This is a genomic window from Bradyrhizobium sp. GW821-FHT12B03 (genome assembly GCF_058807535.1).
Genome location: NZ_JBXAQU010000008.1, coordinates 74,270 through 89,629, shown reverse-complemented (window position 1 = coordinate 89,629; position 15,360 = coordinate 74,270). Strand labels below are relative to the sequence as shown.

Here is a 15,360-nt window from a genome sequence, read left to right as displayed (position 1 = left end):
TGCACCGGCGCTTTCAACAACTAAGGATTGGCGCAGTGCAGGCGGAGCGGAGCGCACGGCCTTCGGAGGAAGATGCGCTACCGATCCTTTTCGCGAGCATGGCCCCGTCTTCCCGGGGCCGCAGAGCCTCAAAACACCTTGCGGATCCAGCTGTGCGGATCGTTGGTGCGGCCGTACTGGATGTCGACGAGCTGCTTGCGCAGGCCCATCGCGACGGGGCCGGCGACACCGCCGCTGATGTCGAAATCGCCGCTCACCGAGCGCACCTTGCCGATCGGCGAGATCACGGCGGCGGTGCCGCAGGCAAAGGCTTCCTTCAGCTTGCCGCTCGCCGCATCCTTGCGCCACTGGTCGAGCGAGTACGGCTCCTCGCGCACCGTCTTGCCGGCATCCTTCGCCAGCGTGATGATGGAGTCGCGGGTGATACCCGGCAGGATCGTGCCGAGCGGCGGCGTCGAGAGCGATCCGTCGTCGAACACGAAGAAGACGTTCATGCCGCCGAGTTCCTCGATGTAACGGCGCTCGACCGCGTCGAGGAACACGACCTGATCGCAGCCGTGCTGAATCGCTTCGGCCTGCGCACGCAGGCTCGCGGCGTAATTGCCGCCGCATTTGACGGCGCCGGTGCCGCCGACCGCGGCGCGCGTGTAGTTCTCCGACACCCAGATCGACACCGGCGCAGGCCCGCCCTTGAAGTAGGAGCCGACCGGCGAAGCGATGACCGCGAAGATGTATTCCGACGACGGCTTGACGCCGAGGAAGGTCTCGCTCGCGATCATGAAGGGCCGCAGGTAAAGACTGCCCTCGCCGCCCGGCATCCAGGCGCGGTCGATGCGCACGACCTGCTCGACCGCCTCGATGAAGACGTCTTCGGGCAGCTGCGCCATCGCCATGCGGTCGGCCGAGTCCCTGAAGCGCCGCGCATTGGCGTCGGGTCGGAACAGGTTCACGCCGCCGTCGTCGCGCTTGTAGGCCTTGAGGCCCTCGAAAATTTCCTGCGCGTAGTGCAGGACGGCACCCGCCGGATCGAGCTGGAAATTGGCGCGCGCCTCGACGCGGGCCTCGTACCAGCCGCCCTTGGCCTGGTTGTAGCGGACGATCGCCATGTGATCGGTGAAGATCCGTCCGAAGCCGGGGTCCACCAGCTTGGCGACGCGATCCTTCTCTGGCGTAGGATTGGATGCGGGCTGGATGTCGAATTTCATGCTCATGTCCTTGGCTCCCGCTGCCGGTAGCGGCGCTGTTCTGGCGCCCGCCTGCCCTGTTTTGGGTCCGGCTGGCTTGATTAGGGTTGTGGCCGGGCCACCGCCAGCCTTGTTACGGCCGGTTTCCGTGGCCAGCATGTCGCCGAGGACATGCTTTTGCGGAAGGCGGAAGTCCAGTATGTTTTGCCGAAATGCCGCTCGACAATCGCACGGTAGACCTGATCCGGCCGTCGCTGCCTGTCCGGCTCCCTCCGGCCGTCTCTGCTTCGATGCCACCCGACGCGAAACGATCTAAAATTTCGTGCGGGTCGATCGTTTTGTAACATTGAACCCAAGATACGTCAATATGCCTGACATAAATTTCGCGACTCCCCCTCAAGACGCTGCCGAGCCTCGGCCGGCCGCAGGCGATGGAGGCAATTTGCGCTGGGATATCATCGAGCTGCTGTTCTTCGCCTATCGCGATTTCGTCGGCGATCCCGACCAGGAACTGGAGGCTTTCGGCTTCGGCCGGGCCCATCACCGCGTCATGCACTTCGTCTATCGCTATCCAGGTCTCAAAGTCGCCGATCTGCTCGACGTCCTGCGCATCACCAAACAATCGCTCGGCCGGGTGCTCAAGCAGCTCCTGGACGAGGGCTATATCGTGCAGAAGACCGGCGACAATGACCGCCGCCAGCGCCTGCTCTACGCCACGCCGAAGGGCGAGGCGCTGGTGCAGAAGCTCGCCGGGCTCCAGACCACGCGGATCACCAAGGCGCTCGCCGAGATGGGCCCGCAGGATGCGGAGACCGTCAAGCGCTTCCTGCGCGCGATGATCGACCGCGACGATCCGGACAAGGTGCTGGAGACGATCTTCGCCTCCGTCAATCAAGACGCAAAGGAGTGACCGTGCCACTCGCTGCCACGCTCGCCCGTCCGCCGGTGCAACCGGCCGACGACGCCCCGCATCTCCTGCTGGTCGACGACGACCGCCGCATCCGCGATCTGCTGTCGCGCTTCCTCGCCAGCGAGGGCTATCGCGTCTCGACCGCGGCCAGCGCCAGCGATGCGCGTTCGAAGCTCATGGGCCTGCATTTCGACCTGCTGATCCTCGACGTCATGATGCCCGGCGAGACCGGCTTCGACCTCGCCCGTTTCATCCGGACCTCCTCCTCGGTGCCGATCGTGATGCTGACGGCGCGGCACGAGGCCGAAGCCCGCATCGAGGGCCTTCAGATCGGCGCCGACGATTACGTCGCAAAACCGTTCGAGCCGCGCGAGCTCGCGCTGCGCATCAACAACATCCTCAAGCGCGCCGCTCCGCCGCCGCAGGCCGCAATGGTGGAGAAGATCGCGTTCGGCCCCTACGTCTACCATCTCGATCGCGGCGAATTGCGCCAGGGCGAGGAGGTCATCCACCTCACCGACCGCGAGCGCGAGATGCTGCGGATTCTCTCGGAGACGCCGGGCGAGACCGTGCCGCGCAGCGCCCTGACCGGCAATGGCAGCGTCAACGAGCGCGCCGTCGACGTGCAGATCAACCGCCTCAGGCGCAAGATCGAGACCGATCCCGCCAATCCGCTATTCCTCCAGGCGGTGCGCGGCATCGGCTACCGGCTGGTGGCCTCGCCATAAAGCAGTGAAGCGCGACCGATGAGCACGATCGATACCGGCCTGACGCTGCTCAAGAGCGCGGCCGGCCGCGTCTCCGCCGCCAATGGCTGGATGGGCAACGCGTTCAAGGGCTGGATGCCGACCGGCCTCTATGCCCGCGCGCTCCTCATCATGATCGTGCCCATGGTGATCCTGCAATCCGTCGTCGCCTTCGTGTTCATGGAACGGCACTGGAACACGGTGACGCGCCGCCTGTCGGCCGCGGTGGTGCAGGACATCGCCGCGCTGATCGACGTCTACAAGGGCTATCCGCAGGACAAGGACCGCAACGAGATCCGCCGCATCGCCCAGCAGCGCCTCGGCCTCGTCGTCGATTTCCTGCCCGCCGGCGACATGCCGCCGCCGGGACCAAAGCCGTTCTTCTCGCTGCTCGACCAGACGCTGTCGGTGCAGCTCGGCCGCCAGATCGGGCGCTCGTTCTGGATCGACACGGTCGGCCGCTCCAACCTGGTCGAGATCCGCATCCAGCTCGACGACGCCGTGATGCGCGTGTTCGCGCAGCGCAGTGCGGCCTATGCCTCGAATTCGGAGATCTTCCTGTTCTGGATGGTCGGCACGTCCTCGATCCTCTTGATCGTCGCGGTGCTGTTCCTGCGCAACCAGATCAGGCCGATCCTGCGGCTTGCCGATGCCGCCGAGAGCTTCGGCAAGGGCCGCGAGGCGCCGAATTTCAGGCCGCGCGGCGCGCGTGAGGTGCGGCGCGCGGCGGTCGCCTTCCTCGAAATGAAATCGCGCATCGAGCGCACCATGGAGCAGCGCACCGCGATGCTCGCCGGCGTCAGCCACGATCTGCGCACCATCCTGACCCGCTTCAAGCTCGAGCTGGCGCTGATCGGCGACAACCCCGAGCTCGAGGGCATGCGCAAGGACGTCGACGAGATGTCGATGATGCTGGAGGATTACCTCGCCTTCGCCCGCGGCGATTCCGGCGAGCAGTCGCAGCCGACCGACATGGCGCAGGCGCTCGAGGAGCTGCGCAGCGATGCCGAACGCCACGGTCACGCTGCAACCGTCGCATTCAACGGACTGCCGGTGGTGACGGTGAAGCCGGCCTCGTTCAAGCGCTGCCTCGCCAACCTCGTCACCAATGCGGCGCGCTACGGCAAGAGCATCGCCATCACCGGCCAGCGCGATCACCGTTATCTGACCGTCACGGTCGACGACGACGGCCCCGGCATTCCCGCGCACTTGCGCGAAGAGGTGTTCAAGCCGTTCCTGCGGCTGGACAACGCCCGCAACCAGGACGAAGGCGGCACGGGCCTCGGCCTTGCGATCGCCCGCGACATCGCCCGCTCGCATGGCGGCGACATCACGCTCGGCGACAGCCCGATGGGCGGACTAAGGGCGAGTGTCAGGATTCCGGTTTAGCCGGTAACGTAGCCCGGATGGAGCGTAGCGCAATCCGGGATTCTTTTCTTCACCACGGATGCAAGGCCCCGGATTTCGCTGCGCTCCATCCGGGCTACGAACTACGCTCACCCTACTTCGGCAGCAGCGCCTTCAGCTTGTCGACGTCGCGCACGTTCATCTTGAAGCCGCCGGGCATCACGATGTCGCCGGGCTTCTGGTCCGGCTTGCAGGCGCCCAGCCATTTCGCTTCGAGCGTCATGGTGGTGTCGCGCCCCGCCGCGCCGGCGGCGCCGCCTTGCGCGTGCGAGGAGGTCTTCACCGTATAGGCCGAGTTGAAATCGCCCGTGATCTCGGCATGCGAGGTGGTGCTGATGCCGGCGACGCTGCACTCGGAATCGGTGACATAACCGGTCGCCGTCTTCTTGATGTCCTGCTTGGCGCAGACCTGCTTGGCCATCGGGGAGGCGTTGTTGTTCATCTCCTTGTCGACGGTCTCGTCGGTGCAGTGCTGCATGGTCATTTCCGGCATCGCAGAGCCGCTCCTGACCATCTTCAGTTCCCACAAGCCGGCCTTGCGCACCGGCAGATCGTCGGCACTGCTGCTACCCGCCGACAACACAAGGCAAAGTGCCGAGCCGAGCAAAGCGAGTTTGCGCGTCATGTGGGAAGCTCCCGGCTGAAAGATCGCGACGTTACGAAAGCGCCTCAGTACAGCGTGCGGATCGGCCGGTCGGCGGCGCCATAGGGCACCCAGCGGCAGGAGAACGAGATGTAGCCGCCCTCATAGGCCTGCACCCCGAGGATTTTGACGACCTTGCCGTAGCGCGCGCAGTGATCGACTGCGACCTGCCGCGCATCGACCTGGGTCGCCATCGAATAGGCGATGATGCCGCCGGTATCGTTGCCCTTGAACGGCAGCACGTAGTCGGCACGCGCCGACTGGCTCGCCACCATACCCGAGACAACCAGGCTGGCGAGAAGACCCGCGGCCGCAATGATTCGCATTACCGTCACTCCAATTGGCTGGCCGCCAGTTTACGGTGCCGGAACGGAAGTGAAAAGAACCGAAGCCGTCTGGGCGCGACGTTGTGGTCAACTCCTGGCGAAGTGTTGCCGCGTTGCACTTGACCTGCCCCGGCCTTCGCGGCACCGTCCGGACTTCGCAAGACTTCAGCCGTCCGGATTGACCATGCGCGCCCCCTCCCAGAAATCGCTCCGCTTTGCCGCTTTGCTCGGCCTCATGTTCGGGGCGCTGTCGCTCGGCGAGGCCAGGGCCGCCAATCCGCTGGAAATGAATTTCTGGCTGAGCGGACCGCGCTATGACGGCACGGTCGCCGATTGCGAACGGGCGCTGCCGACGATCGCCACCCAGTTCTGGGAAAAGGAAAGCACGTTCTGGAATTCTTCCTTGAAGATCACCGGCTTCTCCGCCGTTCGCGAGACCGCGTTCCGGCCCTGGCAGTCCGACAACATTCCGCGCCGCTATTGCAGCGCTGACGCCATGCTGACCGACGGCAAGGTGCGCAAGGTGCATTTCTCGCTTGTCGAGGATGGCGGCTTCGCCGGCTATGGCAACGGCGTCGAGTGGTGCGTGGTCGGCGTCGACCGCAATTGGGCCTACAATCCGGCCTGCCGCGCCGCCAGGCCCTGATTCGGAAGTCCTGATTTCGGCCGATCAACCCGCCGAACGGTGATTGCTCGCATTTTGTTCTTGAAATGTTCTCATCGCCTGCTAGGCTCGCTTGCACAGTCTAGTTGAGGGGCGTCGCCATGTTTCATTCCAGATTGCATTCCTTCTCCCGCCTGATGATCTCGCTGCCGCTTGCCGCCGGTCTGGTCTCGCTGGCGGACGTCGCGAAGGCCCAGGACAAGCGGCAGAACGCGCCCGGCGAATTCGATTTCTATGTGCTGTCGCTGTCGTGGTCGCCCTCCTTTTGCGAGGAGGCGGCCGAACGCGGCGGCCGCTCCCAGATCCAGTGCGGCGGCCGGCCCTTCGCTTTCGTGGTGCACGGGCTGTGGCCGCAATATGAGAACGGCTTTCCGGAATATTGCCAGCGGCCGGCGCCGCGGCTGAGCCGGAGCATCGTCTCATCGATGCTCGACCTGATGCCGGCGCCAGGCCTGATCTTCAACGAATGGGACAAGCACGGCACCTGCTCGGGGCTCGCCGACCGCAGCTATTTCGAGGCGATCCGCAAAGCGCGCGCCGCGATCAAGATTCCGGCCGAGTATCTCGACCTGTCGCAGGCCAAGACCGTGGCACCGGCGGAGGTCGAGGAGGCCTTCATCAAGGCCAATCCGGGCCTCGGCAGCGCCGCGGTCTCGGTCACCTGCAACCGGACGCGGCTGTCCGAGGTCCGCATCTGCCTCAGCAAGGACCTGCAATTCCGCGCCTGCGAGGAGATCGACCGCCGCGCCTGCCGCCGCGACCAGGTGACGATGCCGCCGATCAGGGGCGGGTAGCCAGATCGCAACGGCGCACCGCCCCCGGAATGACGGGAGTTACTTTCATCGCGCGATGTCGTAACTCTCCGCCATGAACTACCGTCACGCCTTTCATGCCGGCAACTTCGCCGATGTCATCAAGCACATCGTGCTGGCGCGCATCCTCACTTATTTGCAGGACAAGCCTGGGGCGTTCCGCGTCATCGACACCCATGCCGGCGCCGGCCTGTACGATCTCGAAAGCGACGAGGCACGCCGCAGCGGCGAATGGCTGACCGGCATCGCGCGGCTGATGCAGGCGCGCCTGTCGAACGAGACCATCGCGCTCACAAAACCCTATCTCGACATCGTCCGCGCCTTCAATCCGAAGGGCGAGCTCAAGGCCTATCCCGGCTCGCCGCTGATCGCGCGCGGCCTGCTCAGGCCGCAGGACCGGCTCGTGGCCTGCGAGCTCGAGCCGAAGGCACGCAAGGCGCTGATCGACGTGCTGCGCCGCGACGAGCAGGCCCGCGTGGTCGATCTCGACGGCTGGGTGGCGCTGCCGGCTTTCGTGCCGCCGAAGGAGCGGCGCGGACTCGTGCTGATCGATCCGCCATTCGAGGCAAAGAACGAGTTCGAACGGCTGGGCGAAGCCTTCGCGGAGGCTTTCGCAAAATGGCCGACCGGTATCTACGTAATCTGGTATCCGGCCAAGAGCCGCCGCGCCACCGATACGCTGGCGCAGTCAGTGGCGCGGCTCGCAGCCGCAGCAAAGCCGCCCGGAAAATGCCTGCGCCTCGAATTCAGTGTTGCGCCGCAAGCCGACAGTGCAGCCCTCACCTCCACCGGGCTGCTGATCGTCAATCCCCCTTACACGCTGCACGGCGAGCTCAAGACGATCCTGCCCGAACTCGAAATGCCGCTCGGCCAGGGCGGCGCGGCCAGATTCCGATTAGAGGTGCCCAAGCCTTAGCAGCACCAGGCCGTAACACTCCGGCATTCTTGGGAAAAATATGCAGGAGCGGTAGTCAATCTGCAACGAACCGTATTATGCTGTTTCCGTGACTGGCTTTACGTTCCGCTTCCGCGAATGGTTGCGGCGGAGTGAAGGCCTAAGAAAGATCCGGCCGGACCGTTGAGGTCCGCCCAAGGATGGCCAGCTCTCCCGGGCTCCGTAACGCCCGGTCATGTCGCGACGTGAGTCTGCGTCGCGACGGAGGAGCAATGAGGGGGAGTTTCCCGATGGCCATGACGGGAACGGTCAAGTTTTTCAACGGCGAGCGCGGCTACGGTTTCATCAAGCCTGACGACGGCGGTCGCGATGTTTTTGTTCACATTACTGCTGTGGAGCGGGCGGGACTGAAGGACCTTGCCGAGGGACAGCGCATTACTTTCGAAGTCGAACCGGACAAGAAGGGGAAGGGACCGAAGGCGGTCAATTTAGTGATCCTCTCCTAGCGGGCCTGATTGAACACATCTGCCGCAAAAAAATCCCGGCCGCGAGCGGCCGGGAGGTTGTTGTCCGGTATTTTCTTATTCAGCTATCAGAAGTGATAGTTCACGCCCGCGCGCACAACGCTGGCGCTATAGCCGTTTGACACGCCCGTAATTGCGAACTGGCTGGTCGACAGATCGATGTAGAGATATTCGAGCTTGGCGCTCCAGTTCGGCGCGAGGCCGACTTCCGCACCGGCACCGATGGTCCAGCCGGCGCTGGTGTGCGACTCCGTCCAGCCGAAGGTCTGCGCGCGCAGCTCGCCGAAAGCGAGGCCGGCGGTGCCGTAGAACAGCACGTTGCTGAAGGCATAGCCGGCACGGCCGCGCAGGGTGCCGAACCACGGATTGGAGAACTTCCACGGCGCGAAGGTATCGTCGGCACCGGCGGCCTGAATGTCGCCTTCGACACCGAACACCCATGGACCGTTCTGGAAATTGTAGCCCGCCTGCACGCCGCCGATGAAACCGCCGGGCTTGACCGGGCTGTTGCTCACCGAGCCCCATTCGTAGCCGACATTGCCGCCGAGATAAGGGCCCGCCCAGCTATACGCGTTCAGCGGCTGGTTGACGGTATAGGGCGCGCGCTGCCCGTAACTGAGATCGGCGGCCTCTGCCGAAGCTGTCCAGCCGGCGGCAACCAACGCGGCTGCGCCCACAACGAACCTCTTCATCGGTACTCTCCAACGCAACTGCCGTGACCGGGTGCGATGCCTGCGCCGCCGCGCCGGACCATGTCGCATGGTTACGGAACCAAGACCTTTTCGCGTAAGATTTATCGAGAGTTTTAAGTTAAAGGCCTGTTAAGACCCGTTACCGCGCGCTTAACAGACTTAAGGAAGCGTTACCGGGAACTGCGCCGCCATCCTGTGCGTGCAGCGTGGCCGGAACTTCAAATCGGTCCCCCCAGCGCCTAAATTCGCCCCATGGTTCACGATTCCACCGACAATCCGGACGACCGCGCGCGCAAATCGCCGCGGGCTGCTGCGACCGACGCGCCGCCCGAAGGGCTGGCGGCGCCGGACCTCGATCCCGCCACCACCGGCGGCGACGACGAGGACGATGCGCGGCTGCCCGACATCCTGGAAGAGAGCGGCGCGGTCGGCGAAGAGCCGCTGGCGAGCGGCCATGAGGCGATCGAGCGGGCGGTCCGGCTCGCCCCCACCTCGCCCGGCGTCTATCGCATGCTCAATGCCAACGCCGACGTGCTCTATGTCGGCAAAGCCAAGAACGTCAAAAAGCGCCTGTCGAACTACGCGCGCCAGAGTGCGCCGCAGCCGGCGCGCATCCTGCGCATGATCGCCGCCACGGTGACCGTGGAGATCGTCTCGACCAACACCGAGACCGAAGCACTGCTGCTGGAAGCCAATCTCATCAAGCAGCTGCGGCCGCGCTTCAACGTGCAGCTGCGCGACGACAAGTCGTTTCCCTATATCCTGATCACCGGCGACCATTGGGCGCCGCAGATCCTGAAGCACCGCGGCGCACAATCCCGGCCCGGGCGCTATTTCGGCCCGTTCGCCTCCGCCGGCGCCGTCAATCGCACCATCACGGCCTTGCAGCGCGCGTTCCTGGTCCGCTCCTGCACCGATTCCTTCTTCGAGAGCCGCAGCAGGCCCTGCCTGCTCTACCAGATCCGCCGCTGCGCCGGCCCCTGCACCCGCGAGATCGACTTCCCCGGCTATACGACGCTGGTGCGCGAGGCGACCGACTTCCTGTCCGGCAAGAGCCATGCGGTAAAGCAGGAGCTTGCCGGCGAGATGGAGAAGGCGGCCAACGAGCTCGAATTCGAGACCGCCGCGCTGTATCGCGACCGCCTCGCCGCGCTGTCGGCGATCCAGTCGCAGCAGGGCATCAATCCGCGCACGGTGGAGGAAGCCGACGTGTTCGCCATCCACCAGGAGGGCGGCTTCTCCTGCGTCGAGGTGTTCTTCTTCCGCACCGGCCAGAACTGGGGCAACCGCGCTTATTTCCCGCGCGCGGAGAAGACCTATACGCCGGAGGAGGTCCTCGGCTCCTTCCTCGCCCAGTTCTACGACGACAAGCCGCCGCCGAAGAACATCCTGCTCTCGCACGAGATCGAGGAGAGCGAACTGCTCGCGAACGCGCTGTCGATCAAGGCCGGGCACAAGGTCGAGGTCACCACGCCCAAGCGCGGCGAGAAGAAGGAGCTCGTCGCCCACGCGCTGACCAATGCGCGCGAGGCGCTCGGCCGCAAGCTCGCGGACACCGCGACGCAGAGCCGGCTGCTCGACGCCATCGCCGCGACGCTGAACCTGCCGCATCCGCCCAAGCGCATCGAGGTCTACGACAACAGCCACATCCAGGGCACCAATGCGGTCGGCGCCATGATCGTCGCCGGCCCCGACGGCTTCGTGAAGAACCAGTACCGCAAGTTCAACATCAAGTCGGAAGGGATCACGCCGGGCGACGACTTCGCCATGATGCGCGAGGTGCTGGAGCGCCGCTTCAAGCGCCTGATCAACCCGCCCGAAGAGGGCGCGGCCAAAGCCAAGGACGACGATTTCCCGCAATGGCCCGACCTCGTCATCATCGACGGCGGCCGCGGCCAGCTCAACGCCGTCCGGGAGATCTTTGCAAGTCTCGGCCTGACCCAGGTGTCGCTGATGTCGGTCGCCAAGGGGCCGGACCGCGATGCCGGCCGCGAGACCCTGTTCATGCCGGAGCGCGAGGCGATCAAGCTCGAGCCGCGCGACCCCGTGCTCTATTTCATCCAGCGCCTGCGCGACGAGGCCCACCGCTTCGTCATCGGCTCGCACCGCAAGCTGCGCAAGAAGGACATCCGCGAGGCTGGTTTGCAGGAGATTCCGGGCATCGGCCCGTCACGCAAACGTGCCTTGCTGCATCATTTCGGAACCCTGAAGGAGATCGAACGGGCCTCGATCGCCGATCTCGGCAAGGTTCCGGGGGTGAGCGCCGAAAGCGCCCGCAGGATTTTCGAGTATTTCCATCCCCAGCCGGGGTGAATTAAAGGGGACCGCGGTCATATGGTCGTCGCATCCCGCGCCCCATTTGGGAGCGGGACGGTTGACCTTCAGGCACGAGCGGTATTGGTAGGACGGATGAACATCGCCACGACACGAGGGACGACGAACCGCGCGATGTCCCTCCCGAACATCCTGACCTATGGCCGGATCGCCGCGATCCCGGTGGTAGTTGGATGCATCTATGCGCAGTCGATCCTGGATCAGCCGCTGTGGCTGCGCTGGGTTGCGGTCGCCATTTTCATCGCGGCGGCCGTGACCGATTACCTCGACGGCTATTACGCCCGGATCTGGAATCAGCAATCGGCGTTCGGCCGGATGCTCGATCCGATCGCCGACAAGCTGCTGGTCGCCTCCTGCCTGCTGATGCTGGCCGCCGACGGCATCATCCACGGCTGGTCACTGTGGGCCGCCATCGTGATCCTGTGCCGCGAGATCCTGGTCTCGGGCCTGCGCGAATACCTTGCCGCGCTCCGCGTCAGCGTGCCCGTGACCAAGCTTGCCAAGTGGAAGACGACGGTCCAGCTCGTCGCCATCGGCTTCCTGCTCGCGGGCGAGGCCGGCGACCAGGTCGTGCCGGTCGTGACCCAGATCGGCCTCTTGCTGCTGTGGGCCTCGGCGATCCTCACCATGTACACCGGCTACGATTATTTCCGCTCCGGTATCCATCACCTCATCAAGGAGGATGAGGCATGAAGGTGAAGTACTTCGCCTGGGTGCGCGAGCGCGTCGGCAAGGCCGAGGAGACCATCGAGCCGCCCGCGACCGTGCGCACCGTGGAGGAACTGATCGCCTGGCTGTCCGGCCAAAGCGAAGCCTATGCCTACGCCTTCGAGAAGCCGAAGGTGATCCGCGCCGCGATCGACCACGCCCACGTCAAGTCGGACGCCGCAATCGCGGGCGCCCGCGAGATCGCGTTCTTCCCGCCGATGACCGGCGGCTAGGCCCCATGACTTCCCCTGCGACCACCGGCCCCGTCACCATCCGTATCCAGGAAGACGATTTCGACGTTGCGCGCGAGATCGCGCTCCTGACCAGGAGCCGGACCGACATCGGTGCGGTCGTGAGCTTCTCCGGCATCTGCCGCAGCGACGAGGACAGCGCGAAGATCGCCGCGCTGACGCTCGAACATTATCCCGGGATGGCCGAGGAAGAGATCGGGCGTCATGTCGACGAGGCGACCACGCGCTGGCCGCTCAACGGCGTCACGGTCATCCACCGCGTCGGGCGGTTCATGCCCGGCCAGAACATCGTGCTGGTGCTGACCGCCTCGCAACACCGCCAGGCGGCGTTCCAGGCGGCCGAGTTCCTGATGGATTATCTCAAGACCAGCGCGCCGTTCTGGAAGAAGGAAGAGAGCGCCACCGGCACCGGCTGGGTCGAAGCCCACGCCCGTGACGACGAGGCCGCCGCCCGCTGGACGAAATCGTGATGGCAAGAGTTTCGAAAAAGACCGCGCGCGGCCGCGCCGCACCTAAGCTTGCCAAAGTCGGCCCCGGCGAACTTCTCACGCTGATCGACTTCGTCCGCTATGCCGTGAGCCGCTTTGTCGAGGCCAAGCTCGCCTTTGCCCACGGCACGACCGACCCGGTCGCGGAAGCCGCCTTCCTGGTTTGCGAGGCGCTACACCTGAATCCCGACCAGTTCGAGGGCTTTGCCCACGCCCGCGTCACGACTGCGGAAGGCAAGACCATCCTCGACCTGATCCATCAGCGCGTCACCACGCGCAAGCCGGCCGCCTATCTCGTCAACAAGGTCTACATGCGCGGCCTGCCGTTCTATGTCGACGAGCGCGTCATCGTCCCGCGCTCCTTCATCGGCGAGCTCATGGATTCGCATTTCGGCGGCGACGGCGAGGCCGGCTCGCTGATCGACGACCCCATGGCGGTCGAGCGGGTGCTCGATCTCTGCACCGGCTCGGGATGCCTTGCCATCCTCGCCGCGCATCATTTCCCGAACGCGACGATAGATGCCGTTGACATCTCCAAGGGTGCGATCGAGGTCGCCACGCGCAATGTCAGCGAATACGGGCTCGATGACCGGATCGGCCTGCACCGCGGCGATCTGTTCGCCCCGCTCGGCGATGCCCGCTATGACCTGATCATCACCAACCCGCCTTACGTCGATGCGGAAGGCATGGCGGCGCTGCCGCCGGAATGCCGGGCCGAGCCGAAGCTCGCCTTCGACGGCGGCGCCGACGGTCTCGACGTGGTGCGCCGGATCCTGCGCGACGCGCCCGATCACCTGACACCGGACGGCGGGTTGATCTGCGAGATCGGCCGCGGCCGCGAACTGGTCGACGAGGCCTTTCCGGAACTGCCGCTGCTGTGGCTGGACACCGAGGATTCCGAAGGCGAGGTGTTCTGGATCGCGGCGGCCGACCTCGGCTGATCGGTCACCGCGGCGCCGCTCCGCGCGGAACAAGTCAAATCCCGTCACGTTCATCCCCGACGAATGTCTCGCTCTCGGAGGATGTCCGCATGCTCGCGCCATCGGGCGAATTGCTGCGCGCCGGCATGGCGCTGAAGCTCAATCACGTCAAACGCGCCGCCCAATCCTACCTGCGTGACCAGACCAGCCACGCAACCGGCAAGGTGACATCTTACGCGGTGGCCGGCGGGCTGTTCGCAGCGGCCGGACTGTTCCTGATCGCGGCCTGCTTTGTCGGTCTGGTCGCCTTGTACCGCTGGATCGCAATCACCTACGGACAATTTTGGGGCTTTGGTGCCGTCGGCGGGGTCCTGCTGGTCTTGGCTGCGGGCTGCGCCGGCGCGGCGCTGGCTCAAATGAAGCGTCGGGACAAGCCGATCGTGCCGCTGGCCAGCCGTCTGCGCGTTGCGATCGCCACCCCGCGGATTCCGCGCGGAACGGTCAAGCAGGCGATGAAAGAGGTCGCCACGACGATTCCCCTGGCGCCGCTCGCGCCCGGCGAACGCAGCCATGGCGACAAGACCCGGCTCGCGCGCGCCAACCGTCCCGTGCAACTGGGTCTGATGCTCGCAGCCGTCGGGCTGCTGGGCTTCACGGCCGCGCGTCGGAGACGGCACGGGCACGGATTGGACGCGTGAGATGGCAGCGCGGCGCTCAGGGCAACTCGACTCCTGGCTGCTGGTCGCTGCCACCGCCGTCTTCGTGCTGACCGCCGAACGCTACTTCCGGGACCCCGGCGTGATCCGGCCGGGACCTCCGCAAGACCACCGCAACAACGAAGCTAGCTCTCCGGAAACGAGCGCAACCCGTGCCGCGATGCAGCCCGGCCGTGGTCGCCGTTCCCAAAGCCCCTTCGCGATCCCCTGGACCGGCTGGAAGGATATCTTCTGGCGCACCTATCAGCGCGTCGACGACGATCGCTTGCTCGCGACCGCCGGCGGTGTGGTGTTCTTCGGGCTGCTTGCGATCTTTCCGGCCGTCACCGCGCTGGTCTCGTCCTATGGGCTGTTCGCCGATCCCGCCACGATCAGCGCCAATCTCCAGACCCTCGCGACGATGCTGCCCGAGGGCGCGTTCCAGATCGTCGAGGATCAGGTCGGACGCGTGGTTTCGAACGGCAATGCAACGCTCGGCCTCACCTTCCTGGCCGGCCTCGTGCTCGCGATCTGGAGCGCCAATGCCGGCATGAAAGCCATTTTCGACGCTCTCAACGTCGCCTATGAGGAGCGCGAGAAACGCAGCTTCATCCATCTGAACATGGAGTCGCTCGCCTTCACGGCCGGCGGCATCGTCGCGCTGCTGTCGATGGTCGGCGCCGTCGTCGCCTTTCCGCTCGCGCTCGACCATCTCGGCATGGCGGCCGAAAGCAAGCTGATCGTGGCCCTGGCACGATGGCCGCTGCTGTTCCTGATCCTGCTGGCGGCGCTGGCCGTGCTCTACCGCTTGGCGCCCAGCCGCGACGCACCGCGCTGGCAATGGCTGAGCGTCGGCGCGGTGACGGCCGCCATCCTCTGGATCGCCGGATCGTCGCTGCTGTCGTGGTATCTCTCGTCCTTCGCCAATTACAACGCGGCCTACGGCTCGCTCGGCGCGGCGATCGGCCTGATGATGTGGATGTGGCTGTCGGCGATCGTCATCATGTTCGGCGCCGAGCTGAACTCGGAGATCGAGCGGCAGACGCTGCGCGACACCACCACCGGGCGGCCCAAGCCGCTCGGCAGCCGCGAGGCGGTCTCTGCCGATACGGTCGGCGCCGCCGCCCCGGCCTGACCGCGCCGCGAACGGAGCACTATCCC

18 protein-coding genes are annotated in these 15,360 nt (G+C 65.4%); 14 read left to right on the top strand and 4 right to left on the bottom strand.

Annotated features, from left to right (window positions below; genetic code table 11):
* Positions 1 to 128: 128 nt before the first annotated feature.
* Positions 129 to 1,211 (bottom strand): branched-chain amino acid aminotransferase, encoded by a 1,083-nt coding sequence (locus AC1RUR_RS17445; protein ID WP_492846125.1) that lies wholly within the window; start codon positions 1,209 to 1,211, stop codon positions 129 to 131.
* Positions 1,212 to 1,551: 340 nt separating this feature from the next.
* Between AC1RUR_RS17445 and AC1RUR_RS17440 the strand changes: the two genes are divergently transcribed.
* From AC1RUR_RS17440 to AC1RUR_RS17430, 3 genes are read left to right on the top strand one after another with little or no spacing between them, the layout of a single operon-like run.
* Positions 1,552 to 2,094 (top strand): MarR family winged helix-turn-helix transcriptional regulator, encoded by a 543-nt coding sequence (locus AC1RUR_RS17440; RefSeq protein WP_492846123.1) that lies wholly within the window; start codon positions 1,552 to 1,554, stop codon positions 2,092 to 2,094.
* Positions 2,091 to 2,822 (top strand): response regulator, encoded by a 732-nt coding sequence (locus tag AC1RUR_RS17435; RefSeq protein ID WP_492846121.1) that lies wholly within the window; start codon positions 2,091 to 2,093, stop codon positions 2,820 to 2,822. Before AC1RUR_RS17440 ends, AC1RUR_RS17435 begins: the two co-directional genes overlap by 4 nt.
* 18 nt (positions 2,823 to 2,840) lie before the next feature.
* Positions 2,841 to 4,229, top strand: a complete 1,389-nt coding sequence (locus tag AC1RUR_RS17430; protein WP_492846119.1) for an ATP-binding protein — start codon at positions 2,841 to 2,843, stop codon at positions 4,227 to 4,229.
* Positions 4,230 to 4,341: 112 nt separating this feature from the next.
* Here AC1RUR_RS17430 and AC1RUR_RS17425 read toward each other — a convergent pair whose 3' ends face one another.
* Both AC1RUR_RS17425 and AC1RUR_RS17420 read right to left on the bottom strand, forming a co-directional pair.
* Positions 4,342 to 4,872 carry a DUF3617 domain-containing protein gene (locus tag AC1RUR_RS17425; RefSeq protein ID WP_492846117.1) on the bottom strand — a complete coding sequence of 177 codons (531 nt, stop codon included), beginning with the start codon at positions 4,870 to 4,872 and terminating at the stop codon, positions 4,342 to 4,344.
* Between the two features lie 44 nt (positions 4,873 to 4,916).
* Positions 4,917 to 5,216, bottom strand: a complete 300-nt coding sequence (locus AC1RUR_RS17420; protein WP_492846115.1) for a hypothetical protein — start codon at positions 5,214 to 5,216, stop codon at positions 4,917 to 4,919.
* 184 nt (positions 5,217 to 5,400) lie between these two features.
* Between AC1RUR_RS17420 and AC1RUR_RS17415 the strand changes: the two genes are divergently transcribed.
* From AC1RUR_RS17415 to AC1RUR_RS17400, 4 genes are all read left to right on the top strand, one after another.
* A complete protein-coding gene (locus AC1RUR_RS17415) occupies positions 5,401 to 5,862 on the top strand; it encodes a hypothetical protein (RefSeq protein WP_492846113.1) in 462 nt (153 codons plus the stop codon).
* Positions 5,863 to 5,981: 119 nt separating this feature from the next.
* Positions 5,982 to 6,674, top strand: coding sequence for a ribonuclease T2 family protein (locus AC1RUR_RS17410; protein ID WP_492846111.1), 693 nt, complete (start codon positions 5,982 to 5,984; stop codon positions 6,672 to 6,674).
* A 73-nt stretch (positions 6,675 to 6,747) separates the two neighbouring features.
* On the top strand, positions 6,748 to 7,608 hold the full coding sequence (locus AC1RUR_RS17405; protein ID WP_492846109.1) for a 23S rRNA (adenine(2030)-N(6))-methyltransferase RlmJ: 861 nt from the start codon (positions 6,748 to 6,750) through the stop codon (positions 7,606 to 7,608).
* Positions 7,609 to 7,877: 269 nt separating this feature from the next.
* Positions 7,878 to 8,093, top strand: coding sequence for a cold-shock protein (locus AC1RUR_RS17400; RefSeq protein ID WP_008544396.1), 216 nt, complete (start codon positions 7,878 to 7,880; stop codon positions 8,091 to 8,093).
* 86 nt (positions 8,094 to 8,179) lie between these two features.
* Here the strand turns inward: AC1RUR_RS17400 and AC1RUR_RS17395 are convergent, their stop codons facing one another.
* Positions 8,180 to 8,803: an outer membrane protein gene (locus AC1RUR_RS17395; protein ID WP_492846107.1), complete on the bottom strand. Its 624-nt coding sequence runs from the start codon at positions 8,801 to 8,803 to the stop codon at positions 8,180 to 8,182.
* Between the two features lie 252 nt (positions 8,804 to 9,055).
* Here AC1RUR_RS17395 and uvrC point away from each other — a divergent pair, with 252 nt between their 5' ends.
* The 7 genes from uvrC to AC1RUR_RS17360 all read left to right on the top strand — a co-directional run bounded on the left by uvrC (position 9,056) and on the right by AC1RUR_RS17360 (position 15,334).
* Entirely contained in the window at positions 9,056 to 11,116 is a 2,061-nt protein-coding gene (gene uvrC / locus AC1RUR_RS17390; protein WP_492846105.1) for an excinuclease ABC subunit UvrC, read from the top strand.
* Positions 11,117 to 11,212: 96 nt separating this feature from the next.
* The gene (gene pgsA / locus AC1RUR_RS17385) at positions 11,213 to 11,830 is read left to right on the top strand and encodes a CDP-diacylglycerol--glycerol-3-phosphate 3-phosphatidyltransferase (protein WP_492846103.1); all 618 of its coding nucleotides are present in this window, start codon (positions 11,213 to 11,215) and stop codon (positions 11,828 to 11,830) included.
* Positions 11,827 to 12,078, top strand: a complete 252-nt coding sequence (gene moaD / locus AC1RUR_RS17380; protein ID WP_007596861.1) for a molybdopterin converting factor subunit 1 — start codon at positions 11,827 to 11,829, stop codon at positions 12,076 to 12,078. The genes pgsA and moaD overlap by 4 nt, the downstream gene beginning before the upstream one ends.
* 5 nt (positions 12,079 to 12,083) lie before the next feature.
* Complete coding sequence (locus AC1RUR_RS17375; protein ID WP_492846101.1) at positions 12,084 to 12,566, top strand: molybdenum cofactor biosynthesis protein MoaE; 483 nt, start codon at positions 12,084 to 12,086, stop codon at positions 12,564 to 12,566.
* A complete protein-coding gene (prmB, locus tag AC1RUR_RS17370; protein WP_492846099.1) occupies positions 12,566 to 13,525 on the top strand; it encodes a 50S ribosomal protein L3 N(5)-glutamine methyltransferase in 960 nt (319 codons plus the stop codon). Before AC1RUR_RS17375 ends, prmB begins: the two co-directional genes overlap by 1 nt.
* Positions 13,526 to 13,614: 89 nt before the next feature.
* Positions 13,615 to 14,202 carry a phage holin family protein gene (locus AC1RUR_RS17365; RefSeq protein WP_492846097.1) on the top strand — a complete coding sequence of 196 codons (588 nt, stop codon included), beginning with the start codon at positions 13,615 to 13,617 and terminating at the stop codon, positions 14,200 to 14,202.
* Between the two features lies 1 nt (position 14,203).
* Entirely contained in the window at positions 14,204 to 15,334 is a 1,131-nt protein-coding gene (locus AC1RUR_RS17360) for a YihY/virulence factor BrkB family protein (protein ID WP_492846096.1), read from the top strand.
* Positions 15,335 to 15,360 lie beyond the last annotated feature (26 nt).